Origin of the sequence: Sphingobium sp. B2D3C, from assembly GCF_025961835.1 — a bacterium.
Classification (GTDB): domain Bacteria; phylum Pseudomonadota; class Alphaproteobacteria; order Sphingomonadales; family Sphingomonadaceae; genus Sphingobium.
Map to the genome: position 1 here is coordinate 3,068,450 of NZ_JAOQOK010000001.1, position 25,736 is coordinate 3,094,185.

26 protein-coding genes are annotated in these 25,736 nt (G+C 63.7%); 14 read left to right on the plus strand and 12 right to left on the minus strand.

The features are described 5' to 3' along the window. Nucleotides 1-21: 21 nt before the first annotated feature. From M2339_RS14245 to M2339_RS14275, 7 genes are all read left to right on the plus strand, one after another. Nucleotides 22-702, plus strand: coding sequence for a YjbE family putative metal transport protein (locus M2339_RS14245; RefSeq protein WP_181561075.1), 681 nt, complete (start codon nt 22-24; stop codon nt 700-702). 178 nt (nt 703-880) lie between these two features. After that, a complete protein-coding gene (locus M2339_RS14250; protein ID WP_264571637.1) occupies nt 881-1,147 on the plus strand; it encodes a DUF6489 family protein in 267 nt (88 codons plus the stop codon). Between the two features lie 23 nt (nt 1,148-1,170). Continuing rightward, on the plus strand, nt 1,171-2,466 hold the full coding sequence (gene mnmE, locus M2339_RS14255; protein WP_264588141.1) for a tRNA uridine-5-carboxymethylaminomethyl(34) synthesis GTPase MnmE: 1,296 nt from the start codon (nt 1,171-1,173) through the stop codon (nt 2,464-2,466). Between the two features lie 78 nt (nt 2,467-2,544). Then, nucleotides 2,545-4,419: a tRNA uridine-5-carboxymethylaminomethyl(34) synthesis enzyme MnmG gene (gene mnmG / locus M2339_RS14260; RefSeq protein WP_264606442.1), complete on the plus strand. Its 1,875-nt coding sequence runs from the start codon at nt 2,545-2,547 to the stop codon at nt 4,417-4,419. Continuing rightward, nucleotides 4,416-5,150: a 16S rRNA (guanine(527)-N(7))-methyltransferase RsmG gene (rsmG, locus tag M2339_RS14265; RefSeq protein WP_264588139.1), complete on the plus strand. Its 735-nt coding sequence runs from the start codon at nt 4,416-4,418 to the stop codon at nt 5,148-5,150. Before mnmG ends, rsmG begins: the two co-directional genes overlap by 4 nt. Beyond that, nucleotides 5,147-5,929: a ParA family protein gene (locus M2339_RS14270; protein WP_181561079.1), complete on the plus strand. Its 783-nt coding sequence runs from the start codon at nt 5,147-5,149 to the stop codon at nt 5,927-5,929. Before rsmG ends, M2339_RS14270 begins: the two co-directional genes overlap by 4 nt. Beyond that, nucleotides 5,926-6,858, plus strand: coding sequence for a ParB/RepB/Spo0J family partition protein (locus tag M2339_RS14275; protein ID WP_181561080.1), 933 nt, complete (start codon nt 5,926-5,928; stop codon nt 6,856-6,858). Before M2339_RS14270 ends, M2339_RS14275 begins: the two co-directional genes overlap by 4 nt. Before the next feature lie 16 nt (nt 6,859-6,874). Here M2339_RS14275 and kdsA read toward each other — a convergent pair whose 3' ends face one another. The 4 genes from kdsA to M2339_RS14295 are packed head-to-tail and all read right to left on the minus strand — an operon-like array spanning nt 6,875 to nt 12,564. Next, complete coding sequence (gene kdsA, locus M2339_RS14280; protein WP_181561081.1) at nt 6,875-7,711, minus strand: 3-deoxy-8-phosphooctulonate synthase; 837 nt, start codon at nt 7,709-7,711, stop codon at nt 6,875-6,877. Nucleotides 7,712-7,766: 55 nt separating this feature from the next. Then, nucleotides 7,767-8,585 carry an SDR family NAD(P)-dependent oxidoreductase gene (locus tag M2339_RS14285; protein ID WP_181561082.1) on the minus strand — a complete coding sequence of 273 codons (819 nt, stop codon included), beginning with the start codon at nt 8,583-8,585 and terminating at the stop codon, nt 7,767-7,769. Nucleotides 8,586-8,612: 27 nt separating this feature from the next. Continuing rightward, on the minus strand, nt 8,613-11,411 hold the full coding sequence (gene polA, locus M2339_RS14290; protein ID WP_264606443.1) for a DNA polymerase I: 2,799 nt from the start codon (nt 11,409-11,411) through the stop codon (nt 8,613-8,615). A gap of 43 nt (nt 11,412-11,454) precedes the next feature. Beyond that, nucleotides 11,455-12,564, minus strand: a complete 1,110-nt coding sequence (locus tag M2339_RS14295; RefSeq protein ID WP_264588137.1) for a glycerophosphodiester phosphodiesterase — start codon at nt 12,562-12,564, stop codon at nt 11,455-11,457. A 178-nt stretch (nt 12,565-12,742) separates the two neighbouring features. On the opposite strand from M2339_RS14295, the gene M2339_RS14300 reads away from it, so the two are divergent. The 3 genes from M2339_RS14300 to M2339_RS14310 are packed head-to-tail and all read left to right on the plus strand — an operon-like array spanning nt 12,743 to nt 14,961. Next, complete coding sequence (locus M2339_RS14300) at nt 12,743-13,486, plus strand: YebC/PmpR family DNA-binding transcriptional regulator (RefSeq protein WP_181561084.1); 744 nt, start codon at nt 12,743-12,745, stop codon at nt 13,484-13,486. A 19-nt stretch (nt 13,487-13,505) separates the two neighbouring features. Then, entirely contained in the window at nt 13,506-13,997 is a 492-nt protein-coding gene (ruvC, locus tag M2339_RS14305) for a crossover junction endodeoxyribonuclease RuvC (protein ID WP_181561085.1), read from the plus strand. Nucleotides 13,998-14,055: 58 nt separating this feature from the next. Continuing rightward, on the plus strand, nt 14,056-14,961 hold the full coding sequence (locus M2339_RS14310; protein ID WP_264588136.1) for a YdiY family protein: 906 nt from the start codon (nt 14,056-14,058) through the stop codon (nt 14,959-14,961). A 23-nt stretch (nt 14,962-14,984) separates the two neighbouring features. On the opposite strand, the gene M2339_RS14315 is transcribed toward M2339_RS14310, so the two are convergent. Together M2339_RS14315 and M2339_RS14320 are read right to left on the minus strand one after the other, a co-directional pair. Further along, entirely contained in the window at nt 14,985-15,323 is a 339-nt protein-coding gene (locus M2339_RS14315; protein ID WP_264577726.1) for a DMT family protein, read from the minus strand. Nucleotides 15,324-15,403: 80 nt separating this feature from the next. Next, nucleotides 15,404-16,507, minus strand: a complete 1,104-nt coding sequence (locus tag M2339_RS14320) for a fatty acid desaturase family protein (RefSeq protein WP_413714860.1) — start codon at nt 16,505-16,507, stop codon at nt 15,404-15,406. A 207-nt stretch (nt 16,508-16,714) separates the two neighbouring features. Here M2339_RS14320 and M2339_RS14325 point away from each other — a divergent pair, with 207 nt between their 5' ends. Beyond that, nucleotides 16,715-17,824: an N-acetyltransferase gene (locus M2339_RS14325; RefSeq protein WP_413714916.1), complete on the plus strand. Its 1,110-nt coding sequence runs from the start codon at nt 16,715-16,717 to the stop codon at nt 17,822-17,824. 91 nt (nt 17,825-17,915) lie between these two features. Next, the gene (locus tag M2339_RS14330) at nt 17,916-18,350 is read left to right on the plus strand and encodes a TIGR01244 family sulfur transferase (RefSeq protein WP_264577046.1); all 435 of its coding nucleotides are present in this window, start codon (nt 17,916-17,918) and stop codon (nt 18,348-18,350) included. A 22-nt stretch (nt 18,351-18,372) separates the two neighbouring features. On the opposite strand, the gene M2339_RS14335 is transcribed toward M2339_RS14330, so the two are convergent. The 4 genes from M2339_RS14335 to M2339_RS14350 all read right to left on the minus strand — a co-directional run bounded on the left by M2339_RS14335 (nt 18,373) and on the right by M2339_RS14350 (nt 21,751). After that, nucleotides 18,373-18,774: an MAPEG family protein gene (locus M2339_RS14335; protein WP_264588134.1), complete on the minus strand. Its 402-nt coding sequence runs from the start codon at nt 18,772-18,774 to the stop codon at nt 18,373-18,375. Between the two features lie 199 nt (nt 18,775-18,973). Further along, the gene (locus M2339_RS14340; protein WP_181561092.1) at nt 18,974-20,305 is read right to left on the minus strand and encodes an ammonium transporter; all 1,332 of its coding nucleotides are present in this window, start codon (nt 20,303-20,305) and stop codon (nt 18,974-18,976) included. A gap of 17 nt (nt 20,306-20,322) precedes the next feature. After that, complete coding sequence (locus M2339_RS14345) at nt 20,323-20,661, minus strand: P-II family nitrogen regulator (protein ID WP_181561093.1); 339 nt, start codon at nt 20,659-20,661, stop codon at nt 20,323-20,325. Between the two features lie 199 nt (nt 20,662-20,860). Continuing rightward, nucleotides 20,861-21,751: a prephenate dehydratase gene (locus M2339_RS14350; RefSeq protein WP_264588133.1), complete on the minus strand. Its 891-nt coding sequence runs from the start codon at nt 21,749-21,751 to the stop codon at nt 20,861-20,863. A 185-nt stretch (nt 21,752-21,936) separates the two neighbouring features. On the opposite strand from M2339_RS14350, the gene M2339_RS14355 reads away from it, so the two are divergent. Continuing rightward, nucleotides 21,937-22,578 (plus strand): c-type cytochrome, encoded by a 642-nt coding sequence (locus M2339_RS14355; RefSeq protein WP_264577048.1) that lies wholly within the window; start codon nt 21,937-21,939, stop codon nt 22,576-22,578. Between the two features lie 117 nt (nt 22,579-22,695). Here M2339_RS14355 and M2339_RS14360 read toward each other — a convergent pair whose 3' ends face one another. Continuing rightward, nucleotides 22,696-23,571 (minus strand): LOG family protein, encoded by an 876-nt coding sequence (locus M2339_RS14360; RefSeq protein ID WP_264588132.1) that lies wholly within the window; start codon nt 23,569-23,571, stop codon nt 22,696-22,698. 44 nt (nt 23,572-23,615) lie between these two features. Continuing rightward, complete coding sequence (locus M2339_RS14365; protein WP_264588131.1) at nt 23,616-24,284, minus strand: extensin family protein; 669 nt, start codon at nt 24,282-24,284, stop codon at nt 23,616-23,618. A gap of 262 nt (nt 24,285-24,546) precedes the next feature. On the opposite strand from M2339_RS14365, the gene M2339_RS14370 reads away from it, so the two are divergent. Next, nucleotides 24,547-25,695 carry a phosphoserine transaminase gene (locus M2339_RS14370; RefSeq protein WP_264588130.1) on the plus strand — a complete coding sequence of 383 codons (1,149 nt, stop codon included), beginning with the start codon at nt 24,547-24,549 and terminating at the stop codon, nt 25,693-25,695. The last annotated feature ends 41 nt before the right edge of the window (nt 25,696-25,736 follow it).

The following is a 25,736-nucleotide window of genomic DNA, read 5'->3' on the forward strand; positions in this document are numbered from 1 at the left end:
CAACAGGGGTTACGCGCTGCCATGGCTGAAATCTGGTCACATATCGTCTCGGACGTCTCCACGCTGTTCTCGGGCGATATCAGCGCCTGGTCCGCGTTCGTCAAAGTTCTGTTGATCGACGTCGTCCTGGCCGGGGACAACGCCATTGTCATCGGCGCGCTCGCGGCGGGATTGCCGGCGCATCAGCGCCGGATGGTCATCTTCATCGGTATCATTGCCGCGCTGGTGCTGCGCATCGCCTTTGCGCTCGTGGTCACGCAGCTTATGCAGATCATCGGGCTGATTTTTGCCGGCGGCATCCTGCTCCTGTGGGTATCCTGGAAGATGTACCGCGAGATCGTGCAGGGGGCAGGACACAATGCCGGCTCGCCTGAGGTGGAAGGTGACGAGCATTCCGGGCTTCGTCCCGCGAAGAGCTTCATCGGCGCGGCTTGGGCTGTGGCGGTTGCAGACGTCTCCATGAGCCTCGACAATGTGCTGGCGGTGGCCGGTGCAGCCCGCGAGCACCCCGGTATTTTGATGATCGGCCTGGTCTTCGCGGTCGCTCTGATGGGCATCGCTGCGAATATCATCGCGAAATATATCGAGCGCTATCGTTGGATTGCCTGGATCGGCTTGCTGGTCATTCTCTATGTGGCCGCGACGATGATCTACACCGGCATCACAGACAAGGATATCGGGCTGCTTCAGCTCTTCGCCTGAGCGGAGAGGCAAATCGCTAAACAGGAACCGGCAGCGCTCAGCAAAGGAGCGCTGCCGGTTTCCTTGTTTCTGGCTAACCGTTGCCGGGAGATATCGCCGGCCGAGGGCAATTTGCTAGCGAAATGAGCCCCGATGCGGCATGTCATGCCCACCCTATCTCGCGCGGAGCCCTGCCATCATGAAGTTCAAGGTCGATGTTGAGTGCACCCCGGAAGAGGCACGGTCGTTTCTCGGTCTGCCTGATCTGAAGCCGATCCATGATCTTTATATTCAGGCGGTGCTCGATACGATGAGCGGCCAGACCAACCTTGAGCAGATGGAGCGGATGTTCCGCAGCATGTCGCCGCTGGGCGATGCAGGCATGAAGCTGTTTTCCAGCCTCATGGATATTGGCATGGGCGCAGCGGGCGCTGGCTCTCCTGCAAAATCCAAGAACGACGGTTGATTTTTCACGTGGTTTGACGATCGATGACGGATCGGGATACGATTTTTGCGCTCTCCAGCGGGCAACTGCCTGCCGCGATTGCGATCCTCCGGGTATCCGGACCTCTCGCGCTTGAGGCTGCTCGCGTCATAACAGGTCGGGATGCCCCAGCGGCTCGGCAAGCGGCGTTGCGGCGGTTTTTCGATCCGGCGAATGGCGACTTGCTTGATGAGGGTTTGCTGATTTGCTTTCCCGGCCCCAATACAGAGACCGGCGAAGACATGGCCGAATTCCAATGCCATGGCTCCCATGCGGTGGTGCGGGCGTTGGAAGCCGCTCTGGCTGCCATGCCGGGCTTTCGGCGGGCAGAGGCGGGCGAGTTTACCCGGCGCGCCTTTCTGAACGGCAAGATGGATCTCGCCGGGATCGAAGGCTTAGGCGATTTGATCGCGGCAGAGACGGCGCTGCAACGGCGTGCTGCCATGGCGATGATGGGTGGAGCGTTCTCCCGCAAGATCGACTCCTGGACGACAGACCTTCGACTGCTCGCCGCACAGATCGAGGCTCAGCTCGATTTTTCCGATGAAGGGGACGTATCGGGCGCGGACCTCGCGCGCATCACAGCCGCAGCGATTGAGATCAGCGCAGACATGCGTAATGAACTGCAGCGTCCCTCCGCGGACCGATTACGCGATGGTATTCGCGTCGCCATCGGCGGTCCGCCCAATGCTGGCAAGTCGTCCCTGTTCAACCAGCTGGTTGGACGCGATGCTGCGATTGTCTCCCCTCATGCGGGAACGACCCGCGATGTGATCGAGGCGTCAGTCGCCCTCAATGGCATCGCATTCGTGTTGTCTGACTCGGCGGGACTACGCGAAGCCGGTGACGAGATCGAGCAGATCGGCATCGGACGCGCGGAAGTTCTTTTGGCCGAGGCTGACATCGTGCTGTGGCTAGGGCGGTCTGAAGACGCGCCCTCAGGTCGAGGGGAATTGGTGCAGGTCGCACCGAAAGCCGATCTTGCTCTCGCAGATCGCGAGGCATCGAGCCTGCACGTGTCGAGCGTGACAGGTGAGGGGATTGATTCTCTCATTGAGGAACTGTGTGCGCTGGCCGGCAGCATGCTGCCGGCGCCCGGCGACTATGCGCTATCACAGCGGCAACGAGCTATCATAAAACGAGCGGGTGATGCTTTGGACGCCTGCGCTGGTGAGCCAGACGAAATCCTGGTTGCAGAAAATCTTCGTCAGGCGCTGGCCGCTCTGGATGAATTGACCGGACGCACCACGACTGAGCTTGTACTGGACGAGGTGTTTCGCGGCTTCTGCATCGGCAAATAGAGCGGGTTGTTCCACGTGGAACGTCGGCCTGTCCGCAATGCTTTGACGCTCTTTGATGTGGCCGCTAGGGGCTGGGACATGAGCAAGCATGCGCAAGCCATGTTCGATGTCATCGTTGTCGGCGGTGGCCATGCCGGCACGGAAGCTGCGGCCGCAGCCGCGCGCCGCGGCGCGCGTGTCGCTTTGGTAACGGCCGATCCGAGCCGCATCGGGGAAATGTCCTGCAATCCTTCCATCGGCGGGTTGGGCAAGGGCCACCTCGTACGCGAAGTGGATGCCCTGGATGGGTTAATGGCGCGGGCCGCAGACAGCGCCGCCATCCATCGCCGAATGCTCAATGCCAGCAAGGGTGCCGCTGTCCGAGGCCCGCGTGTTCAGGCCGATCGGCGGAAGTACCGCGCGGCCATTCAGAGCATGATCGCTGCGCAAGCGGGCCTTTCGGTCATTGGCGGTGAAGTGGCGGCCTTGGATGCCGGCCCTGCCGGGGCCCTGAACGGCGTCGTGTTCGCGGATGGGCAGAAGCTGGGCGGACAAGCCGTAGTCCTCACGACCGGAACATTTCTAGGCGGCCTGATGTTCAGGGGCGCGGAGCGAGTTGTCGGCGGGCGGATCGGTGAGCATGCCGCGAATACCTTGGCTCAACAATTGCGGGACCTCGACCTCCCGATGGGGCGCCTCAAGACGGGGACACCGGCCCGTCTGAATGGACGCACGATTGATTGGGCCCGGCTGGAAGAGCAGCCGTCAGATCTCGACGCCTGGTCGATGTCCTATTTAGGTCTGGTTGAACGCGAACAGCTGCCGCAACTTCGCTGCGCCATCACCCGGACCAACGGCGAAACGCATCGCATCATTCGCGATAACCTCGGCCTCTCACCCTTGTTCTCTGGCGATATTGAGGGGAGGGGACCACGCTATTGTCCCTCAATCGAGGACAAGATTGTCCGCTTCGGAGACCGGGAGGGCCATCAGGTCTTCCTCGAGCCCGAGGGTCTGGATGACAATCTTGTCTATCCCAATGGCCTGAGCTCGTCCCTGCCGACGGATGTGCAGATTGCATTCCTCCGGTCCATGGAAGGGCTGGAGCAAGTCGAGGTCGCCGTTCCCGGCTACGCGGTCGAGTATGACCATATCGACCCGCGCGCCTTGGATCGGACCCTTTCGCTCCGTGAGATGCCTGCGCTCTTTCTGGCCGGTCAGATCAATGGCACCACCGGCTATGAGGAGGCTGCGGCACAGGGGCTTGTGGCTGGCGCGAACGCTGCCGCTCATGCCTTGGGTCTTGATCCTTTACTGCTTGACCGGGCAGAAAGCTATATTGGCGTTCTTATTGACGATCTCTGCCTGCAGGGGATCACCGAACCCTACCGAATGCTGACCGCGCGCGCCGAGTTCCGGCTGCGACTGCGTGCGGACAACGCTGCAACGCGCCTCACGCCGACGGCCGTTCGGCTTGGCTTGGCAAGCGCTACCCGAATGACTTGTTGGCACGAGCGGGAGGAAGCACGCGCGGCGCTCGCTAACGTGTTGGAGAAGCAAGTGTCCGGCACTGATTTACGCGCGGCAGGGGCAAATGTTCGCGACGACGGTGTCCGCAGATCCCTCGCTGAGTGGGCTCGTTTCCCGGCAGTGGTGCGCGGGCATCTCGCCAAATATGCGCCGGCCCTGGAAACGGGAGAAGACGGCCTTGTCGAAGAGCTTTTGCAGGACGCGATCTATGCGCCTTACGTCGAAAGGCAGGACGCGGAAGTGAGGGCCCTCCGCGCCAATGACGCCATTGCGCTGCCCGCCGACCTCGATTTTTCTGCGGTCGGCGGTTTGAGCACAGAGATGGTCGAACGGTTGACCCTTGCGCGCCCCGAGACGCTTGGTGGTGCCGCCCGGATCAGGGGAATTACGCCGGCAGCTTTGGCCGCGCTGCTCGTCGCAGCGCGGACGGGCCGCGCCGCATGACGGAGGAAGAGGCGCAAGCGTGGCTCTCCGATCAAGGCTGGTGGGATGGTCCAACCGGGGATAGGCTGCGGACTTTTGTGGACCTCGTACTGGAAGAGGCCGGCCGGCAGAACCTCATTTCTGTTGGGACCAAGGCATCCATTTGGGCGCGGCATATTGTAGACTCCGCCCAGTTGCTAACTCATGCGGTATCCGATCAAACGCCCGCCGATGGACTGTGGCTGGACCTCGGAACCGGCGCTGGGTTTCCGGGCCTGGTTATCGGCTGCTTGCGCGAGGCGCCGATTCGTCTCGTAGAGGTCCGTCCCTTACGAGTCGCTTTCCTCAAACGCTGTGCCGAAGCTCTCGATCTTGGTCACGTGGAGGTGGTTCAATCCAAGGTGGAATCGGCCGGATTTGATCGGCCCGCCGCGGTGATCAGTGCTCGCGCTTATGCGCCTTTGGATCGACTGCTCGCCACAGCGCATCATTTGGCGGACGAAAACACAATCTGGCTGCTTCCCAAGGGCCGGAGCAGTGAGAAGGAACTGGAAATTGTCCGACCGGACTGGCAAGCTGTGTTTCACGTGGAACAAAGCGTCACGGACGCCGAAAGCGCCATTCTAACAGTCCGCCAGCTGAAAAAACGTGTCCCGGTCAGAGCGACCGATAAAAAGCCGGTCAGTTCGAGACGGAATGGCAAGAGGCGCAAAGCGGCAGCGACGTCGGCGAGGCCAAAAGGACAGTCATGATCAGCATTGCAATCGCGAACCAGAAAGGCGGCGTTGGCAAAACCACCACGGCGATCAATCTCGCTACTGGCTTGGCTGCCACTGGTCACCGCACCCTGCTGATCGATCTTGATCCGCAGGGCAATGCCTCCACGGGGATGGGGGTCACGACGAAGGATCGCGCGCGGTCGAGCTACGATCTTCTGATGGGGGACTGTGAGCTTGACGATGCGGTGATTCGCACGGTCGTGCCGGGCCTAGACCTCATTCCTGCCACACAGGATCTCTCTGGGGCTGAGATCGAACTGATCGATGTCGAGCAAAGGACCCATCGTCTTGCCAACGCTTTAAACAATACGGAGGCCGGTCGTTGGGAGGTCTGCCTGATTGACTGCCCGCCGTCGCTAGGGCTGTTGACGGTCAATGCCATGGTCGCGGTGCAGTCGATCCTTGTGCCGCTGCAATGCGAGTTCTTTGCCCTTGAGGGCCTGTCGCAGCTGCTGCAGACCTTCGAGCGCATTCGGGCGCGGTTCAATCCGGACCTGTCAATCCTCGGCGTGGCGCTAACGATGTACGATCGCCGGAATCGGCTGACCGATCAGGTCGCGGACGATGTGCGGGCCTGTCTCGGCGACCTCGTGTTCAAGACGGTCATCCCGCGCAACGTGCGCCTCTCGGAAGCCCCCAGCCACGGGCTGCCCGCCCTTATCTACGACATGCGCTGTGCCGGATCGGAAGCCTATATGGCGCTCGCGCGCGAACTGATCGAGAAGCTTCCCAAGGAGACCGTAGCGGCATGAGCGACGCAGATGTATCCGGCAAGCCGCGTCGTTTGGGGCGTGGTCTTTCTGCCCTGCTCGGTGAAGCCGAACGCGACGTATCGGTTTCCGAGGAGGGCCGGGCTGGGGCGGATAGCGGGACAAGCGATGCGGACCGGCCCAAGGCCGTGCGCTTCCTTGAAATCGTGCGCGTGTCGCCTCATCCCGATCAGCCGCGGCGACATTTTGATGAAGGTGCGCTCTCTGAACTCGCAGACAGCATCCGCGAGCGGGGAATCATCCAGCCCATCGTTGTGCGACCGCTTGGGAATGATCGCTATCAGATCGTCGCGGGTGAGCGGCGCTGGCGGGCCGCGCAGAAGGCGCAGCTTCACCAGATCCCCGCGATCGTCCGCGACTTCACCGAGGCGGAGACGCTTGAGATCGCGCTGGTTGAGAACATCCAGCGCGAGGAGCTGAATCCGATCGAGGAGGCGCAGGCCTATCAGCGCCTGATCAATCAGTTTCACCACACCCAGGACGCGCTGGCCCGGATCGTCGGCAAGTCGCGCAGCCATATTGCGAACCTGATCAGGTTGCTGGATCTGCCGGAGCCTGTTCAGGAGTTGGTGATGACCGGGGCCCTGTCCATGGGGCACGGGCGCGCCCTTATCGGCTCCGCCGATTGCGCGGACCTGGCGAAAGATGTTGCGTCAAAGGGCCTTTCCGTCCGCGAAACCGAGCGCTTAGTTCGCTTGGCACGTGAAGGAAAATCGGCGCCACGTGCTGAGGCGCGGCCCGCGTTGGGCCGTGATCCCGATCTGATCGCCATGGAACAGCATCTGTCTGATCTGCTCGGCCTGCGCGTCGGCATCAATCATGAGGGCGGGAAAGGCACGCTGACCCTGCAATATTCCAGCCTCGAACAGCTGGACATGATCTGCCAGAAGCTGACCGGCGGCGGCTTCTAATCGCTTCCTTCGGGCGTCAGCGCCGCTTGGCCAGCGCGTCGAACGCCTGAAGGTCGCGCAGAAGCGCTGGCAGGTCGCGCAACGGCACCATGTTCGGGCCGTCGCTCGGCGCGCGGTCAGGGTCTTCATGCGTTTCGATGAATATGGCCGCGACGCCGATTGCAACCGCAGCGCGCGCCAGCACGGGCACGAAGCGTCGTTCGCCGCCTGAGCTTTCTCCTCGTCCGCCCGGCTGCTGGACACTGTGGGTGGCATCGAACACGACCGGGCAGCCGGTTTCTGCCAGAAGGGGGAGCGCCCGCATGTCGCTGACCAATGTGTTATAGCCAAAGCTCGCGCCGCGTTCGGTCAGCATGACCAGATCGTTTCCGGCACTGCGCAGCTTGCGCACGACATTCGCCATGTCCCAAGGGGCCAGAAACTGCCCCTTCTTGACGTTGACGACGCGGCCGGTTGCGGCAGCAGCCAGCAAGAGATCGGTCTGGCGGCAGAGGAAGGCCGGAATCTGGAGGACATCCACCACCTCAGCGACTGGCGCGCATTGCGCCGCATCATGCACATCAGTGATCACCGGGCAGCCGAACTGCGCTTTCACCTCTGCAAACACATCCAGCGCTTGGGCTAGGCCGATGCCGCGCGGCGCATCCACGGAGGTGCGGTTCGCCTTGTCGAAGCTGCTCTTGTAGATGAGCGGCATTCCAAGCGCGCTGGTCATCTCGACAAGGGCCTGCGCCGTCTCCAGCGCATGCGCCCGCGATTCCATCGCGCATGGCCCGGCGATCAAGGCGAGAGGGCGGTCATTTGCGATGCGCATCTGCCCTATGGTGATGCTGCGCGGTGCTGTCTGTGTCATGCATTCCGCATAGCTGGACTGCGCGATCCCGCAAAGCCTGCGCAGCGCCCACGCATCACAGGGGAGGCTGGCCGTTTATCCCTTCTGCTCCCAGACAGGCGGCGAGACCCCTGCGATAATCTGGAAACCGCGGCTCCCAGCCGAGCAGGCGTTTCGCCTTGCCATTCGCGACACGCCGGTTCTCGCTATAGAAAGCCCGTGCGGCCGGAGACAGGCCCGCATCTTCCAAAGATTGCATGGGCGGGACAGGAAGGCCGAGGAGGGCACAGCCGAACACAATGACGTCATTCTGCGAACAGGGCATGTCGTCGGCGAGATTATAAACGCCTGAGCGCCCGGCCATGCCGGCCAATATGCCAGACACGATATCCTCCACGTGGATTCGGCTAAATATCTGATCAGGGAGATCTATTTTGCGGGCCCGGCCCTCGCGAACACGATCCAGGGCACTGCGCCCCGGGCCGTAAATGCCGGGCAACCGAAACACCCGAACGCGCGCGCCAAGATTCTGCCACGCTAGATCAGCAGCGGCTCGAGCATTGCGCCGGCCTTTGCCGACGGGTGCACTTTCATCCACCCATGCGCCGCCGGTATCCCCATAGACCCCGGTCGACGACAGATAGCCGATCCAACCGGCAGGTGCTTCTTCCAGCAAGGCACCATAGTGCTGCAGCACTGGATCGCCTTCGTCCGTTGGAGGAACAGAGGACAGGATGTGGGTCGCCCGGCGCATGGCGTTTGTAACCGCCGCGTCGTCATCGAATGCGATCGTGCCGGCACGCCCGGTCGCCTCGACCGTCCAACCGCGCGATCGGAGCGCCTCGGCGAGCCGTGTAGCGGTGTAACCAAGTCCAAAGATCAGCATGTGGGGCATCAGGTCGAGTTCCGCATATGGCTGCCCCTAATGGGCAGCCCCCCAGCTCGATCCGGTGCCAATTTCCACGCCAAGCGGCACGGTGAGCGTAACGAGTGGCTCTGCGGCGCTGGCCATGACAGACCGGATGATCGGCGTGGCGGCCGCCACATCGTCTTCCGGCAGCTCAAACACCAGCTCGTCATGGACCTGCAGCAGCATCTTCACCCGGTCCAGCCCGGCATCCCGAAGAGCCGGACCCATGCGCACCATTGCGCGCTTGATGATGTCCGCGCTGGTTCCCTGAATAGGGGCGTTGATCGCGGCGCGCTCCGCCCCCTGACGGACGTGCTGCACCGGCGACTTGATCTGGTTGAACCAGGTCTTGCGGCCGAACAGCGTGGTCGTGTGCCCCGTGGAACGCACCTTCTCCAGTGTCTCGTTGATATAGGCCGAGATGCCGGGGAAGCGGTCGAAATAGCGGCTGATCATGGCCTGGGCTTCGTCCGCGTCGATCTCCAGACGGGCCGCCAACCCCCAGCGTGAGATGCCGTAGAGAATGGCGAAGTTGATCGTTTTGGCCCGCGCACGCGTCTCGCGGGTCATCTCGCCGAACAGCTCCTGGGCGGTCGCGGCATGAATATCCTCGCCGCGCAGGAAGGCGTCCCGCAACTGGGGCACGTCGGCCATGTGCGCCGCAAGGCGAAGCTCGATCTGGCTGTAGTCCGCAGCCAAGATCACATTGCCCTGTTCGGCAATGAAGGCATCGCGAATCTGGCGACCGGTTTCGGTGCGGATGGGGATGTTTTGCAGGTTTGGGTCGGTCGAGGAGAGGCGGCCGGTCTGCGCGCCGGTCAGCGAGTAGCTGGTGTGGACACGTCCGGTATCGCGGTTGATCTGGGCCTGCAGGGCGTCGGTATACGTCGATTTGAGCTTCGAAAGCTGGCGCCAGTCCAGCACCAGGCCGGCGATCTTGACGCCATCCGCCTTCATCCGCTCGAGCACGGTCACGTCCGTGGAATAAGCGCCGGACTTGCCTTTCTTGCCGCCCTTGAGGCCCATTTTCTCGAACAGGATCGCGCCCAGCTGCTGGGTCGATCCGATGGCGAAGGGCTGGTCGGCCTCAGCGTGAATCTCTTCTTCCAGCCGTGCCATTTCCTGCGCGAACCGGCCGGAGAGCCGGGAGAGATGATCGCGATCCACCTTGATGCCGCTGCGCTCCATGCCGGCGACCACCGGAATGAGCGGGCGGTCCACCAGCTCATAGACCCGGGTCGCGCCTTCTTGGGCGAGGCGGGGCTTGAACCGCGTCCACAGCCGCCAGGTCACGTCCGCATCCTCGCCGCCATAGCGTGTGGCGGCATCGAGCGGCACCTGCGCAAAGCTGATCGCCTTCTTGCCGGTGCCGGTGACGTCCTTGAAGCTGATGCACGTATGCTCAAGCACCGCGTGCGCAACCTCATCCATGCCGTGGCCGGCAAGGGACTGCCCGGCATCGAGATCGAAGCTCATCACCAGCGTGTCGTCGAAGGGCGTGACAGACAGCCCATGCCGCGCCAGCACGTTGAGATCATATTTGATGTTGTGGCCGATCTTCAGCACGCTCGCGTCGGCAAACAACGGGCGAAGGCGGGCGATGGCGTCCGCCATGGGAATCTGTGGCGGCGCTTCGGCGAACATGTCGTCGCCGCTGCGGTGGTCCAGCGGAATATAACAGGCCGTGCCGGGGGCGGTGGCGAGGCAGATGCCCACCAGATTGGCAGCCATGCTGTCGAGGGAATCCGTCTCCGTGTCGATGGCGATGATGCCGCTGGCGTAGGACTGCGCAATCCACGCATCCAGCCGCTCCAGCGTCGTCACCGTCTCGTAGCTCTCGCAGTTGATCGGGGGCAGGGGGATGAAATCCGGCGTCGTCGGGTCGAGCGCGGCGTCCACGACCGCCTCGGCGACGGGATCCGCCGTCTGCCGGCCCGGCGCATGGCTGGCCATGCGGGCCAGCAGCGCCTTGAAGCCCTGATCCTCAAGAAAGGCGCGCAGCGGCTCGGCGGGGATGCCATCCAGCTTGAGATCATCGAGCGCGTGCGGCAGCGGCACTTCGCAGTGGAGCGTAACCAGTTCGCGCGAGAGGCGGGCGAGCTCGGCATGCTCGATCAGCCGTTCCTTGAGCTTGGATGGCTTCATGTGCGGCGCTGCGGCGAGCACCGCATCCAGGTCGCCATATTCCCCGATGAGCTTCGCAGCGGTCTTCGCGCCGACGCCGGGCACGCCGGGGACATTGTCGACGCTGTCGCCCATCAGGGCCAGCACATCGCGCAGCTGCTCGGGTGCGACGCCGAACTTGTCCTGCACATAATCGGGGCCGCGACGCTCATTCTTCATGGTGTCGAGCATGTCCACGCCCGGCTGGATGAGCTGGGCCAGATCCTTGTCGGACGAGACGATCGTCACGTCCCAGCCCTGCGCTACCGCCTGGCAGGTGTAGGTGGCGATGATATCGTCGGCCTCGAATCCGGCTTCCTCGATGCACGGCAGCGAAAAGGCGCGGGTGGCCTCGCGGATCAGCGGAAACTGCGGGATCAGGTCTTCCGGCGGCGGCGGGCGATGGGCCTTGTACTGATCGTAGAGATCGTTGCGGAAGGTGTGCGAGCCCTTGTCGAGGATCACCGCGAGATGGGTCGGCCCCTCCTCCTTGTCCAGCGCGTCGGCGAGCTTCCAGAGCATCGCCGTATAACCGTATACCGCGCCGGCGGGCGTGCCATGGCGGTTGGTGAGCGGTGGAAGCTGGTGATAGGCGCGAAAGATGTAACTCGAGCCATCGACGAGATAGAGATGATTGCGGGAAGCCATGCGAAGCGGGATAGCGCGGCCACGGGCGGGAGGCCAGCGCCGATCAGGCTCCATCCACGGCGAGGCGCCCCAGGGCCGGGTCATCGGTGAAGAAGCCATCCACCCCAAGCGACAGGTAGCGCCGGATCTCTGCCACTGAGCCCGCCTCATGCCGGGCATTTTCGCCGCCGGGACCGCGCAGATCGCTCGGCAAGAAGCGGTTCTCGGGGCGGAAGGTATACAGATAGACGCGGAGACGGGCGGCATGCGCATCGGCCACAAGGCGGGTCGGCTTGCCGAGGGGGCCATTGGTGTCCAGCGGCATGGCCGAGCGCGAGGAGGGGCCGATGGCGTCGGCATAGTCGGCAATGGCTGCGAGCCCGGCTGGGGATGCCATGTCGCCATAGGTCGTCTTCAGCCCGGCGAGGGCGGCATCGGCGGGCTGGCGGTCAAAGGTTTCAAACAACTGGAGCAGCTGGATATTCGCCGCCCGGCCGATTTTCTGCCGAATGGCGCGCAGATTGGCGGTCTCGAAGGACTGAATGACGATCGGGCAGCGGCGCATATAATCGTGGCCGGCCAACGCACTGAGCAGGGCGTCTTCAAGCGGCAGGCCGATGCTGGCGAAGTAGGTGGAGTGCTTGATTTCCGGAATCAGGCCGATCGTTCTGCCCTGCGTGCTCGCCTGCACCGCGACGAATGCGATGATCTCGTCCAGCGTCGGGATGGGGAACTGGCCGTCGTAGCTTTGGCTTTCCGGGCGGATGGCACCCAATCGCTCGACGGCACGCAGGGTCTTGAGTTCCGCCAGCGAAAAATCCTCGGTGAACCAGCCGGTGACCGCCTCGCCATCGATCTGCTTCGTGGTCCGGCGGTCCGCAAATTCAGCGCGCGTTGCGACATCGGTGGTGCCGCCGATCTCGTTTTCATGACGCGCAACGAGCACGCCGTCGCGCGTCATCACCAGGTCCGGCTCAATGAAATCCGCGCCGTCCGCAATGGCCCGGCCATAAGATTCCAGCGTATGCTCGGGCCGCAGGGCGCTCGCACCCCGGTGGGCGAACACGAGGGGCGGCTTGCCGTCGAGCGTCTGAGCGCGGCCGGCTTCCCTGCCGATAGCGGGTGTCGCCAACGCTGCGACGCCCAAGCCGATGGCATCCCTTCGGGTCAACATTCCACCTCTACCGCGAGAGTCAGGACGGGCACGAGCCTATGCGTCGTGCTGGCGCATCTTCGTGATAGGACGATGGCGCTCATTTTGCCTCCTGCCCTCGCGCCCGTTGCCTGATTGGACTTGCCGCGATAGGAGGCCCCCAAGAAAAATCCGGATCACATAATCGAAGGAGCCGGCCGTGGCAGGCCATAGCAAATTCAAGAACATCATGCACCGCAAGGGCGCGCAGGACAAGAAGCGCTCGGCCATGTTCTCCAAGCTCTCGCGCGAGATCACCGTCGCGGCCAAGATGGGCGCGCCGGACCCGGACATGAATCCGCGTCTGCGGCTGGCGATCAATGCGGCCAAGGCGCAGTCCATGCCCAAGGACAACATCCAGCGCGCGATCGACAAGGCGAGCAAGGGCGACGCGGAGAATTACGAGGAAGTGCGCTATGAGGGCTACGGCCCGGGTGGCGTGGCGATCATCGTCGAAGCGCTGACCGACAACCGCAATCGCACCGCGACCAACGTCCGCACGGCTTTCTCCAAAAATGGTGGCAATCTGGGCGCGTCCGGCGCGGTGAGCCACGGGTTCGATCGCATGGGCCTGATCACCTATCCGGCCTCCGTCGGCGATCCCGACGCGATCTTCGAGGCTGCCCTGGAAGCGGGCGCGGACGATGTGTCGTCGAACGACGATGAGCACGAGATCTGGACGGCCATGGATGCCCTGCACGAGGTCGCCAAGGCGCTGGAGGACAAGCTCGGCGCTGCAGCAAGCGCCAACCTCGCGTGGAAGCCGCAGACCACCGTGGAACTGGACGAGAGCAATGCCGGCACGCTGCTCAAGCTCGTCGACGCGCTGGACGATGACGACGACGTGCAGACCGTCTGGGGCAATTACGAGGTTCCCGACGACGTGATGGAAAAGCTGGGGTGATCGCCCGCATCTTGCGGTCATGATCATTCTGGGTCTCGACCCCGGCCTTGGCACCACGGGCTGGGGCCTGATCCGGGCGCAGGGCAATCGCCTGTCTCATATTGCCAATGGCCAGATCCGCACCGCAGCGAGCGATGCCTTGCCCGCCCGGCTGGTGGCGCTCGATGCGGCGCTGGCGGCACTGATCGCGGAACATCGGCCGGCGGAAGCGGCGGTCGAAGAGGTGTTCATCAACACCAACCCGCAATCGACGCTCAAGCTGGGGCAGGCGCGGGGCGTTATTTTGCTCGGCGCCGCGCGCACCGGCATACCGGTCGGCGAATATGCAGCCCGGCTCGTCAAAAAAGCCATTGTGGGCGTCGGCAATGCAAGCAAGGATCAGATCCACGCCATGGTCATGCGGTTGCTGCCGGGAACGAGCGTGGTCGGTCCTGATGCAGCAGATGCACTTGCCGTCGCCATCACCCATGCGCATCTTCGCGCCAGTCGGCGGCTCGAACGGGGCGAGTGAGGTCTGGAAGCCGTCCCCGTGCGGGACGGGCGTGCCATCGTTGTAGAAGGAGTTGGGCATGAGGTCGGCCCGAAGGGTTGGTGTGCTGGCAATCATCGCAAGCAGCATCGCGGCTGGACCCGCAGCGGCCGAACTGCCGCCATCGGTCAAGGCCATGCTGGATGCCGCCATCGCAAGCGGGGATGCCGGGGCGCTCGCCACCGTCGCGCGCTTTGCCAAGCAGACGCATCCCGACAATGCCGCGGAGATCGACGAGAAGATTCAGGCGCACAAGGCCGCCATTGATGCTGAGCGGGAAGCCCGGCTGAGGCAGGCGAGCTTCTTTCACGCCTGGTCAGGCAGTGGCGAACTGGGTGGCTTTATCACCACCGGCAACACCGAAAGCTCCGGCATAAGCGCGGGCCTCTCGCTCGAACGGCGCGGGATCGACTGGTTGCACAAGTTCCGCGCCAATGTCGATTATCAGCGCAGCGATGGCGTCACGACGCGCAACCAGTGGCTGGCAAGTTATGAGCCCAACTTCACCCTGAACGACGCGATCTACGCTTATGGGCTCGCGACCTACGAGAAAGACCGGTTCCAGGGCTTTTCGGACCGCACCACGGCCTCAGGCGGCGTCGGTGTGCGGCTGGTGCGGCAGGCCGATTTCAGTCTAGACATCAAGGGCGGGCCGGCTTGGCGGCACACCGTCGGGATCGACGAGCCCGATACGACTGAGCTGAACACGCTGGCCGCCGCCGATCTGCGCTGGCAGATTTCGCGCGCCTTCGAACTCAAGAACAATGCCCAGGCGGTGTGGAGCTCCGGGAATAGCAGCTATGCGAATACCACGGGCCTCACTGGCAAGCTCAACGGTTCGCTTTCCGCGCGCCTCTCTTATGCGGTGCGCCATGAGACGTCACCGCCCGCAGGCTCGGAGATGACGGATACGATCACGCGCGCGACGCTGGTCTACGATTTCTGACGCACGCCTCGCTGCTGCCAGCGTCAGGCCTTGCCCCAGAAGAGGAACGCCACCGCGCCGATGAGGCAGGCCAGGGCACCGAAATGGCGCCAGTGGAGCGGTTCACCCAGAAAGGTGACCATGAAGACGCCGAAAACGGTTAGCGCGATGACTTCCTGCGTGATCTTGAGCTGGCCCGCGCTCCAGCCGCTGGCATAGCCGATGCGATTGGCTGGCACCGCAAAGCAATATTCGAAAAAGGCGATGCCCCAGCTGATCAGGATGACCAGGGCGAGCGGTTTGCTCATGCCGCCCTTGAGGTGCCAGTACCAAGCCGTGGTCATCAAGATGTTGGAGGCGAGCAGCAGCGCGATCGTGGGCATGAAGCCCAAATGGCAGGTTCGCCGTGGGAAGGCGATGGGGAAAATACGCCGCTCGGGAGCGTGATTTTCCCCGGTGGTGACTATCGCGCGACCATCGTGCTCCGCGCGATCCGAACGACCAGTGGGACCATGCCGGGATAGTTGGCCCGATCATAGGTCGACCCCGCGCCCAGATGCTGCGCGATCCGGCGATGGGCCTCGCCCAGCGCATGATAGGGCATGCTCGGCAGCAAATGGTGAAGCGCGTGATAGCGCAGACCGACCGGTGCCCAGAGCGCGGCCAGTGGCGCGGGTGGCGGCACATTGACGGAATCGAGGAACTGGCCGGTCACCGTCATCGTCTCGCCTTCATTCTCCCAGAGATGGGCGACCAGCGTGCGGAGCTGATTGGCGACCATCGCCACCGAGAGGATCGCAAGATAGGTGAGCAGCGGACGCCAGCCGAGCAGCGGCACGCTGGCGATGAGCGCCATCGACCACAGGCTGGTCCCGGCTTCCTGCCAGGCCCACATCCGCGCAAAGTCACCCTCCGGCGCCCGGCGCCGATAATCTGGATTGATGGACAGGGCCGAGTAGCGCTCCACGATGAACCGGCGAAGCGGCGGGATGACGAGGCTGAGCGGTGCCAGCACGCCGAAGCGCACGATGAACGCCACCGGGGCCAGAGCAGCCACGAGGATGAACAGCGGCAGGCTCCACGGCTTCATCAGCGCAAGCGGCAGATATTCCGGGTCATCGATGGTGCCGTAGCGCGTCTTGGCATGATGCTGGGTGTGCACGCCTTCATAGAGGAAGGAGGGGAACAGCAAGGGAATGCCGATCAGCAGGTTCCACGTGAAACGAAAGCCCGGCAGCGCACCTGCCCGGATGTGCGTCAATTCGTGAATGAAGCTCGTCGCGCGATACAGCGCCAAGGCGGAAATCACGCCAGCGAGGGCCACGATCCAGCCTTGCGAGGCCAGCATGGCCAGCCCCATGGCGGCATAGCCGATCAGCGCCGAGGCCAGGAAATCGGGCCAGTAGATGCCGGGCCGCGCGGTTGCCAGATCGCGCGTCAAATCCACGGCGGCGCGGAGCATCGCCATATCATCGGGCGTGGTTGCCAACGCAGGGCCCGCTGCGGCGGGGGCCTTGCCGGCTGGCGCGGACGGCGCGGCGTCCAGTCTCTGGTCGATTGCGGTCATGCAGAGGGGTCCTATCGGTCGAATGAGCACAGATCATGGCAGCAATGTGATTTTGTTCTGCCGCCACGGCGCGCGGCTTGACAAATCCGCCGCCAGTTCCGCAGTGCTGTGCCCTCTCAGCAGCGCCTCATCGTCGAAGCGCGGGACAGGGGTATCGCCGTGACGTCAGCCGATTTAGTGATCACTCCCGTCTCCGGCAAGGCCGACATGGCGGCGTTCATCGATTTGGCATGGACCATCTATGCCGATGATCCCCATTGGGTGCCGCCGCTGAAGAGCGAAGTGCGCGGCCTGCTGACACCGGGCAAGAACCCGTTTCACGAACATGCCGAGCATCAGTATTTCCTCGCGCGGCGCGGTGGCAAGGTCGTCGGGCGCATCAGCGCGCATATCGATCATCTCGCCATTTCCATGCCTGCCGAGCAGGGCATGGGGCCGGGGACAGGCAATTTCGGCATGTTCGAAGCCATGGATGAAGCAACCGCGCACGCGCTGATCGCGACGGCGGAAGGCTGGCTGCGCGAGCGGGGGATGATCCGGGTGCTCGGCCCGATCTCGCTCTCCATCTGGGAGGAGCCAGGCCTTCTCGTGAAGGGCTTCGACCATTCCCCTACGGTGATGATGGGCCACAACAGGCCGGAATATCGCGCCTGGATCGAATCGGCTGGCTATGCCCATGCCAAGCAGCTCGATACTTATGAGCTCGACATCACGCAGGAATTTCCGCCGCTGATCCAGCGGATCGTCCAATCCGGCGAGCGTAACGAGCGCATTCGCATTCGCCATGTCGACAAGAGCGAGTTCGACCGGGATGCAGCGATCATCCTGCATATTCTCAACGATGCCTGGGGCCGCAACTGGGGTTTCGTGCCGATCACCGATCATGAGGTCGCGCATTTCGGCAAGGCGCTCAAGCCGCTGGTGTTCGAGGACCTGATTCGCATTGCCGAGCTGGATGGCGAGCCGGTGGCCTTCATGATGACGCTGCCTGACATGAACGAAGCGCTCGCCCGCCTTAACGGCACGCTCTTTCCCTTCGGCTGGGCAAAGCTGCTCTGGTGGCTGCGCAAGCCCAAGGTCCGCACCATGCGCGTGCCGCTGATGGGTGTGGTCCAGCGGCTCCAATCCTCGCGAATGGCGAGCCAGCTTGCCTTCATGATGATCGAATATATCCGGCGCGACGCCATCACCCATTATGGCGCGACGCGTGGGGAGATCGGCTGGATCCTCGATGATAATCAGGGCATGAAAGCCATTGCCGAGGCGATCGAGAGCCGCATCAACCGCAGCTATGTGATCTACCAGAAGCCGCTTTGACCGCTTCGCTAATCCGTACCGGCAACCCCTCTCTTGCGCGCAGGGGACTGCCGGGCCTAGGGACGGGCAAGGCCCTTATCGGAGACGCGCCATGTTGCGGCAACTGACCCCATCCCTATTCGTCGCCCCGCAGATCGATGCGGATGTCGTGGCGCAGGCTGCGGCAATGGGCATCTCGCTCATCGTGAACAACCGACCCGAAGGTGAATCGGTGGACCAGACGTCCGGCGACACGATCGAGGCGGCGGCACGGGCGGCGGGGCTCGATTATGTCGCCATTCCCGTCTCGCATAGCGGCTTTGCGCCCTGGCAGCTCGATGCGCTGGATGAGGCACTCGCGAAGAATGGCGAGGGCAAGGCGCTCTGTTATTGCCGCTCCGGCACCCGCAGCACACTGCTTTGGGCCTTGGCGCGGGCACGGGCGGGCGATTCGCCGGATGTCCTGGCCGAGCAGGCGGCCGCGGCGGGCTATGATCTCTCGCCGATTCGCGAGATGATGCACGCACTGGCCAACCAGAAGGGCTGACGGCCCCCACCGGCACTCCTGTTCAGAACGCGAGGCTCAGCGCCGGCCAGAGCAACATCAGCACGCCAATCATGCTGATACCGAATACCATCGTCCGCACCACCGGAACCCCTGCAGCATAAAGCGGAAGATAGACGATGCGCGCGCCGAGCCAGAGCGCGGCGCCGATGGCCGTCCACCGATCGAACAGGCCGAGCTGCGCATCGATGAGGATGGCGATGGCGACGATCGGAAAGGTCTCGAAATAATTTGCCTGCGCTCGCGCCAGCCGCCCGACGAGGGGCTTGGGCTCGGGCAGCGACTGATCGCGCGCGCCGACATTCCAGGCGGTGCCATATTGCGCGGTCTTCGCCCGCACGGCAGCGAAGATGTGAACGAGGGCCAGCAGGCAGCCCCAGGCCAGAATGATCAGTTCAACCTGCATCGTTCAGTCTCCTCATCGGGCGTCTTTCGCCGGACGAGGAATAGGACGGTCAGGCGCGAAATGAAATTGCCGTGTCCGAGACTGCAAATCGTCAGCTGCGGGCCGCCCAAAAAAAAGGCCGGCGCTTTCACGCCGGCCCAGGGATGTTCGCAGGAGGAACAACGGACGGCGGGGACCTTTCGCCCCCGCCGAATTCGGATCAGTTGTAAGCGCGCTCGCCGTGCTCGCCGAGGTCGAGGCCTTCCTGCTCGACTTCGGTGCTCACCCGCAGGCCAGTGAGGGCCTTTGCGATGAACATGGCGATGACGGTGCCGACGGTGGCGATGACGATCGTGGCAAGCACGGCCGTGATCTGCGTGACCAGCTGGCCGCCCATCGCATAGTCGGCGCCACCAGGGCCGCCGAGCGAGGGCGAGTAGACCACTGCGGTGCCGATGGCGCCGATGATGCCGCCCACGCCGTGGATGCCGAAGGCGTCCAGTGAGTCGTCATAACCCAGAGCCGGCTTCACCTTCGCGACGAAGAAGTAGCAGACGATGGAGGCAACGGCACCGAGAACGATGGCACCGAACGGACCGGAGTTGCCCGCAGCGGGTGTCACGGCGACGAGGCCGGCGATGATGCCCGAGCAGAAGCCGAGAGCCGAACCCTTGTGGCCCATCACGCGCTCGGTGAGCATCCAGAAGAGACCGGCCGAGGCGGTGGCAACGAAGGTGTTGATCATGGCGAGCGCCGCAGAGCCATTGGCCTCAAGCGCCGAACCGGCGTTGAAGCCGAACCAGCCGACCCACAGCAAGCCGGTGCCGACCATGGTCAGCGTCAGGCTGTGCGGGGGCATCGGCTCGCTGGGGAAGCCCTTGCGCTTGCCGAGGATGAGGGCGGCGACCAGCGCGGACACGCCCGCATTGATGTGCACCACCGTACCGCCGGCGAAGTCCAGAGCGCCCATGGCGAAGAATACGCCGCGCGCTTCCCAGACCATGTGGGCGACCGGGAAGTAGACGATGGTCAGCCAGACGATGGCAAAGACCATGATGGCCGAGAACTTCATGCGCTCGACGATGCCGCCAAGCACGAGGGCGATGGTGATCGCGGCGAAGGTCATCTGGAAGCTGACGAACACATATTCCGAGATCACTTCAGACGTGAAGGTCGCGGCGGTCGAATCCGGCGTGATGCCAGCAAGGAAGAACTTGCCCCAGCTGATGAACTGATTGCCTTCAGGACCGAAGGCGAGGCCGTAGCCGTACATCACCCAGATGAGCATCGCGAGCGCCGCTACGGCCCCGATCTGCGTCATGGTGGCGATCATGTTCTTGGAACGCGTCAGGCCGCCGTAGAACAGGGCGAGGCCGGGCAGGATCATGAGGAGAACGAGGACGGTGGACGTCATCATCCATGCGTTGTTACCCGGATTGGGAACGGCAGGCGCGGCTTCCGCTGCGGCCTCCTGCGCCCATGCGGGCAAGGCGGCGAAGAGCGAAAGGCCCAGAGCCCCCGCCGCGCCGCAGAATGTCTTGAAAGGTGTCATGCGTTACCCCCTTTAACTTACAGCGCGGTTTCGCCGGTTTCGCCGGTGCGGATGCGGATGGCTTGTCCCACGTCGAGGACGAAGATCTTGCCATCGCCGATGGCGCCGCTGTTGGCGGCCTGCTGCACGGCTTCCACAACACGCGGCGCGAGGGCATCGTCACAGACGACCTCGACCTTGATCTTCGGGACCATGTTGGTGGAATATTCCGCACCGCGGTAGATTTCGGTCTGGCCCTTCTGGCGGCCAAAACCCTTCACTTCACTTACTGTCATGCCAGCTACGCCCAGCGCAGAGAGAGCTTCACGCACCTCGTCCAGCTTGAACGGCTTGATGATTGCCATAATGAGTTTCATCTCTTGCGCCCCCATTGGTTGCAGGGGAATGCCAAGCAAGAGCTGTGCCAAATCATAAACGAGGCGTTAAAGCGGTCGGCAGTCGGGCCTCGCTGAGGCGATTGCCTCAAATTGAGGCGGCACGTGTGGGCAGTGCTTAAAAAGTACGCACAGACCATTCGCAGTTATCAGGTAGATAGGGCCTCGAGGTCCAGCGACGTCAGATCGAGCGGGAGCGCCCCTGCGGATAACTGCCCAGCAGACGGACCCATTTGCTGTGGAACGCCAGTTCTTCCAGCGCGCGATCGACGGCGGGGTCGCCCGGCATCCCCTCGATATCGGCGTAGAATTCCGTCGCCGAGAAGCTGGCGCCGCGCTGATAGCTCTCCAGCTTGGTCATATTCACCCCGTTGGTCGCAAAGCCGCCCATTGCCTTGTAGAGCGCGGCGGGGATGTTTTTCACCTCGAAGAGGAAGCTCGTCATCACCGGCCCGTCTCGCGAGGGCATGATCGCATCGCGGCCCAGCACGACGAAGCGCGTCATGTTGTCGCTGCTGTCCTCAATCTTCTCATCATGGATCGTGAGGCCATAGAGTCGCGCGGCGAGCGAGGGCGCAATCGCCGCTGCGCCGGGCTCGCGGACCTCGGCGACCAGCGCGGCCGCGCCGGCGGTGTCGACATAGACGATCGGGCGGATGCCACGGCTGCGCAGATATTTCCGGCACTGCCCCAGCGCCTGCACATGACTGAGTGCGCTGACCGGCGGCGTATCGTCGGCGCTCATCAGGCTGTGGTGGATGGGGAGGAAATATTCGTCGATGATCGACAGGCCGGACTCGGGCAGCAGGAAGTGCATGTCCGCAACCCTCCCGTGCAGCGAATTCTCGATGGGAATCATCGCGCGGTCGGCGCGGCCATCGCGCACGGCATCCAGCGCGTCTTCGAAGCTGAAGCAGGGCAGGGGCAGGCCGTCCGGCGCAAAATCCATCACAGCCAGATGCGAATTGGCGCCCGGCGCGCCCTGAAAGCTGATCGCACGCTCAGGCGCGCGCGCGGCGGCGTCCGTCATCTCGGCGACAAGGCGCTGCGCGGGGAGCGGATAGGTGTCCATGATGGCCGCTGCGCTTAGGGCTTTGGGCCCTGCCGCGCAAGGCACCGGCGCATGTGTCGCGACACAGGCCTTCCGACAGGCTTGCACCCGCGCAATGCAGTCATTAAGGGGAGCGCCGACGGGCACCGGCAGCGCCGCGATTGAGGAGGTCGCGCGTCGGGTAGATTTCTGGAGATTGAGGGCGCATGAGCGATCGTTTCAATACCATTGCAGGCTGGGCACTGTTTGGCGGCATCATTGCGCTTGGCAGCGGCATTGTGAGCAGCAAGCTGTTTCACGCCGAGCGTCCCGAGCCGATGGGCTACGCGATCGAGGGCGTTGAGGCGGAAGGCGAGGGCGGTGCGTCCGGTCCTTCGCTGAACACGCTGCTCGCCTCGGCGGACGTGGCAGCCGGTGAGAAGGTCTTCGCCAAGTGCGTGGCCTGCCACACGGTCAATCAGGGCGGCGCCAATGGCATCGGCCCCAACCTCTGGGCCATCGTTGGCGACCCGATCGGCCATGGCCGTGGCGGCTTCGCTTTCTCGGATGCGCTCAAGAAGGTGGGCGGCAACTGGACCTTCGAGCAGCTGGATCACTGGCTGACCTCGCCGCGTTCGTTCGCCAACGGTACCAAGATGAGCTTCGCCGGTCTCAGCAAGCCTGAAGATCGCGCCAATCTGATCGCCTATCTCAACACGCAGGGCTCGAACCTGCCTCTCCCGGCTGCCGATGCACCGGCCGAGGCCCCTGCGGCAGAGGTCGGTGCCGACAATGCAGCCGCTGCAGGCAATGCGGCGGAAGCGGGCGCTGAGGGCGCTGCCGCCAACGCTGCGACGCCGCACGAATAATCTCATTAGCCAGAGCCCAGGCTTGGGTTCGGTCAAATATTCAAGCAGGCGCGGGGCAACCCGCGCCGCTTTTGTTATCGGACCCGCTGGTATCAGCGAGCCGGACGGGCGCTGACCTCAGCAGCCCGGCTGGCTATCCGCATAAAAGCTCTCGACCACGGCCCAGCCTTCTTCCGCCGTCTCGACCCAGCTGATCAGATCGAGATCGCGTGGGCTGATCACGCCTTCCTCGGCCAACGCCTCGAAATTCACGACGCGTGTCCAGAAGTCCTTGCCGAACAGCAGGATGGGGATGCGCTTCATCTTGCCGGTCTGCACCAGGGTGAGCAGCTCGAAAAATTCGTCGAACGTGCCGAAACCACCGGGGAACACTGCCAGCGCGCGGGCGCGCAGGGTAAAGTGCATCTTGCGCAGCGCGAAATAGTGGAACTGGAAGGATAGATCTGGCGTCACATAGGGATTGGGCGCCTGTTCGTGCGGCAGCACGATGTTGAGCCCGATGGTTTGCGCGCCGACGTCAGCCGCGCCCCGATTGGCCGCCTCCATGATCGAAGGGCCGCCGCCCGAACATACGACGAAGTGATGGCAGCCAGCCTCGTTCGGGGGATACTGCGCCGCGATTCGCGCCAGCTTGCGGGCTTCCTCATAATAACGCGCCTTTTCGGCGAGGCGCTCGGCGACTTTCCGGGCGCGCTCGTCGGGCGCGGCATCGATCAGCGCCTGCGTGGCCTCCGGCTCAGGAATGCGCGCCGAACCATAGAAGACGAAGGTCGAGGCGATCTTCGCTTCATCGAGCAGCAGCTCCGGCTTCATCAACTCGAGCTGGAAGCGGACCGGCCGCAGGTCTTCCCGCAGCAGGAACTCGTTGTCCTGAAAGGCCAGCTTGTAGGATTTGCTTTCCGTCTGCGGAGTGGGGATGATCCGCTTGGCATCGACGGCTTCTTCGCGGGCACGGCGAAACTTGCTTTCGCGCACTGTAGGCTGGTCTGTCATCCAGTGGCGCTAGACGATTTCGGCGGAGAAGAAAACCGGCGGGTTCAACGGCAAAAACTGCCCCGCCCGCCCATGTCGAAATGGAAATGGTCGCGGTGGGCGCTGTTATAGTCCGGGCCGAGCACGGTGCGGAATCGCTTGCATGCGCTCTGGTGGAGGACCCGCAGGAACTGGGCGTGGGTGCTCTCGCCCTGCCAATCGTTCACCAGGCTGATTCGGCGCCCGTCGGCCAGCACGAAGGCGGAAATGTCCACGGCATTGGCATGGGCATGTTCGCTGCGCTTGCCGGCGATAGTCCCGCCAGTGCCACGGACATCGCGGCAGGCATAAGTGCCGAAGGTCTCGACTCGCACCACTTCGCTGCGCAGATAGAGTCGCGCGGCGGGGCGCACCGCATATTGCACCCAGGCCGCGAAATTGGCGGCAAGGGGGCAGGTCATCGGCCCCAGATTGGCCACCGGCGTGCCGATTTCCAGCAGGCGGATGGTATCGATTGTCGTGCAGCCGCCGCCGCGATCCTGATTGGGCAGCGGCTCGAAGCGGACCTTCGCGGTCGAGAGGCGCGCGGCGCACATGCGATAGCTCTCGCTGTTCGGCATTGTGCGTTGTGCCGGCGCGGCGGCCACCGGCGCCCTTACACCCGGGCGCGGGCTGGGGCGGTCGGCGCAGGCGGCAAGACTGGTGACCAGCAGCAGGCCGACCAGCCTGCGCATCCCCGCCCTCAATCCGACCGATGACGCCCAATGGACCATAGCGCCGTTTATCACGCATCGCAGCTGAACAAAACCTAGACAGTGCAAGGGGATGCCTCGACCGCCGCGCGCGGTCTGGCGCCTGTCCGCCGAGGCTCCGTTCACCCCGGGCACGGCACGCCGGTCCCGATCTTACATTGACACCTGTCTGCAAATCTCTATGGCCGCCGGCGGGCCACGCGGTCCCAACGCCGCGCGTGCTCTCTGCAAGGAGACGCATACCATGACTGACGTTACGAAGCCGGCGACCACGCCGGCCCGCCCCCATTTCTCGTCCGGCCCCTGCGCCAAGCCGCCCGGCTATGATCCGGCGAAGCTGGCCACCGAAGTGCTCGGACGCTCCCACCGCTCAAAGCTCGGCAAGGATCGCCTCGCTTATTGCATCGCCCTGATGCGCGAGCTGCTGAACCTGCCCGACACGCACCGCATCGGCATCGTGCCCGGCTCCGATACCGGCGCCTTCGAGATGGCAATGTGGACGATGCTGGGCGCTCGCCCCGTTACAACGCTCGCTTGGGAGAGCTTCGGTGAAGGTTGGGTCACCGATGCCGCCAAGCAGCTCAAGCTCGATCCGACGGTGCTGCGCGCCGATTATGGCCAGATCCCCGATCTGAATGCGGTCGACTGGTCGAATGACGTGCTCTTCACCTGGAATGGCACCACCTCGGGCGTGCGCGTTCCCAATGGCGACTGGATCGCCGACGACCGCGAGGGCCTCTCCTTCGCAGACGCCACCAGCGCAGTGTTCGCCTACGACCTGCCGTGGGACAAGATCGACGTGGCGACCTTCTCCTGGCAGAAGGTGCTGGGCGGTGAGGGCGGCCATGGCGTGCTGATCCTCGGCCCGCGTGCCGTCGAACGGCTTGAGCAGTACACGCCGAGCTGGCCGCTGCCTAAGGTGTTCCGCCTGATGTCCAAGGGCAAGCTGGCCGAGGGCGTGTTCAAGGGCGAGACGATCAACACGCCGTCCATGCTGGCGGTCGAAGATGCGATCTTCGCGCTCGAATGGTCCAAGACCATCGGTGGCGCCACGGGCCTCATCGCCCGCGCGCAGGCCAATGCCGATGCGCTCAATGCCATTGTGGAATCGCGCGACTGGCTCGGGCATCTTGCCGCTGATCCGGCGACCCGCTCGATCACCAGCGTATGCCTCACCGTCGAGGGCGCCGATGCCGACTTCATCAAGAAGATGGCCTCGCTGCTCGAGAAGGCGGATGCCGCTTATGACGTCGCAGGTTATCGCGACGCCCCGGCTGGTCTGCGCATCTGGTGCGGTGCCACGGTCGACACCGCGGACATCGAGGCGCTCGGCCCCTGGCTCGACTGGGCCTATGCCGAGACCAAGGCCGCGCTGAGCGCGACTGCCGCCTGACCCCACTTTCCGGTGCTCCTGTGAAAACAGGAGCCCAGGGC

Bases quoted from the DNA above. Each gene is read 5' to 3' on its own strand.
- M2339_RS14245 (WP_181561075.1), top strand. From the start codon at position 22: ATGGCTGAAATCTGGTCACATATCGTCTCGGACGTCTCCACGCTGTTC.
- M2339_RS14250 (WP_264571637.1), top strand. From the start codon at position 881: ATGAAGTTCAAGGTCGATGTTGAGTGCACCCCGGAAGAGGCACGGTCG.
- mnmE (WP_264588141.1), top strand. From the start codon at position 1,171: ATGACGGATCGGGATACGATTTTTGCGCTCTCCAGCGGGCAACTGCCT.
- mnmG (WP_264606442.1), top strand. From the start codon at position 2,545: ATGAGCAAGCATGCGCAAGCCATGTTCGATGTCATCGTTGTCGGCGGT.
- rsmG (WP_264588139.1), top strand. From the start codon at position 4,416: ATGACGGAGGAAGAGGCGCAAGCGTGGCTCTCCGATCAAGGCTGGTGG.
- M2339_RS14270 (WP_181561079.1), top strand. From the start codon at position 5,147: ATGATCAGCATTGCAATCGCGAACCAGAAAGGCGGCGTTGGCAAAACC.
- M2339_RS14275 (WP_181561080.1), top strand. From the start codon at position 5,926: ATGAGCGACGCAGATGTATCCGGCAAGCCGCGTCGTTTGGGGCGTGGT.
- kdsA (WP_181561081.1), bottom strand. From the start codon at position 7,711: ATGACACAGACAGCACCGCGCAGCATCACCATAGGGCAGATGCGCATC.
- M2339_RS14285 (WP_181561082.1), bottom strand. From the start codon at position 8,585: ATGCCCCACATGCTGATCTTTGGACTTGGTTACACCGCTACACGGCTC.
- polA (WP_264606443.1), bottom strand. From the start codon at position 11,411: ATGGCTTCCCGCAATCATCTCTATCTCGTCGATGGCTCGAGTTACATC.
- M2339_RS14295 (WP_264588137.1), bottom strand. From the start codon at position 12,564: ATGTTGACCCGAAGGGATGCCATCGGCTTGGGCGTCGCAGCGTTGGCG.
- ruvC (WP_181561085.1), top strand. From the start codon at position 13,506: ATGATCATTCTGGGTCTCGACCCCGGCCTTGGCACCACGGGCTGGGGC.
- M2339_RS14310 (WP_264588136.1), top strand. From the start codon at position 14,056: ATGAGGTCGGCCCGAAGGGTTGGTGTGCTGGCAATCATCGCAAGCAGC.
- M2339_RS14315 (WP_264577726.1), bottom strand. From the start codon at position 15,323: ATGCCCACGATCGCGCTGCTGCTCGCCTCCAACATCTTGATGACCACG.
- M2339_RS14320 (WP_413714860.1), bottom strand. From the start codon at position 16,507: ATGACCGCAATCGACCAGAGACTGGACGCCGCGCCGTCCGCGCCAGCC.
- M2339_RS14325 (WP_413714916.1), top strand. From the start codon at position 16,715: ATGGCGGCGTTCATCGATTTGGCATGGACCATCTATGCCGATGATCCC.
- M2339_RS14330 (WP_264577046.1), top strand. From the start codon at position 17,916: ATGTTGCGGCAACTGACCCCATCCCTATTCGTCGCCCCGCAGATCGAT.
- M2339_RS14335 (WP_264588134.1), bottom strand. From the start codon at position 18,774: ATGCAGGTTGAACTGATCATTCTGGCCTGGGGCTGCCTGCTGGCCCTC.
- M2339_RS14340 (WP_181561092.1), bottom strand. From the start codon at position 20,305: ATGACACCTTTCAAGACATTCTGCGGCGCGGCGGGGGCTCTGGGCCTT.
- M2339_RS14345 (WP_181561093.1), bottom strand. From the start codon at position 20,661: ATGAAACTCATTATGGCAATCATCAAGCCGTTCAAGCTGGACGAGGTG.
- M2339_RS14350 (WP_264588133.1), bottom strand. From the start codon at position 21,751: ATGGACACCTATCCGCTCCCCGCGCAGCGCCTTGTCGCCGAGATGACG.
- M2339_RS14355 (WP_264577048.1), top strand. From the start codon at position 21,937: ATGAGCGATCGTTTCAATACCATTGCAGGCTGGGCACTGTTTGGCGGC.
- M2339_RS14360 (WP_264588132.1), bottom strand. From the start codon at position 23,571: ATGACAGACCAGCCTACAGTGCGCGAAAGCAAGTTTCGCCGTGCCCGC.
- M2339_RS14365 (WP_264588131.1), bottom strand. From the start codon at position 24,284: ATGCGCAGGCTGGTCGGCCTGCTGCTGGTCACCAGTCTTGCCGCCTGC.
- M2339_RS14370 (WP_264588130.1), top strand. From the start codon at position 24,547: ATGACTGACGTTACGAAGCCGGCGACCACGCCGGCCCGCCCCCATTTC.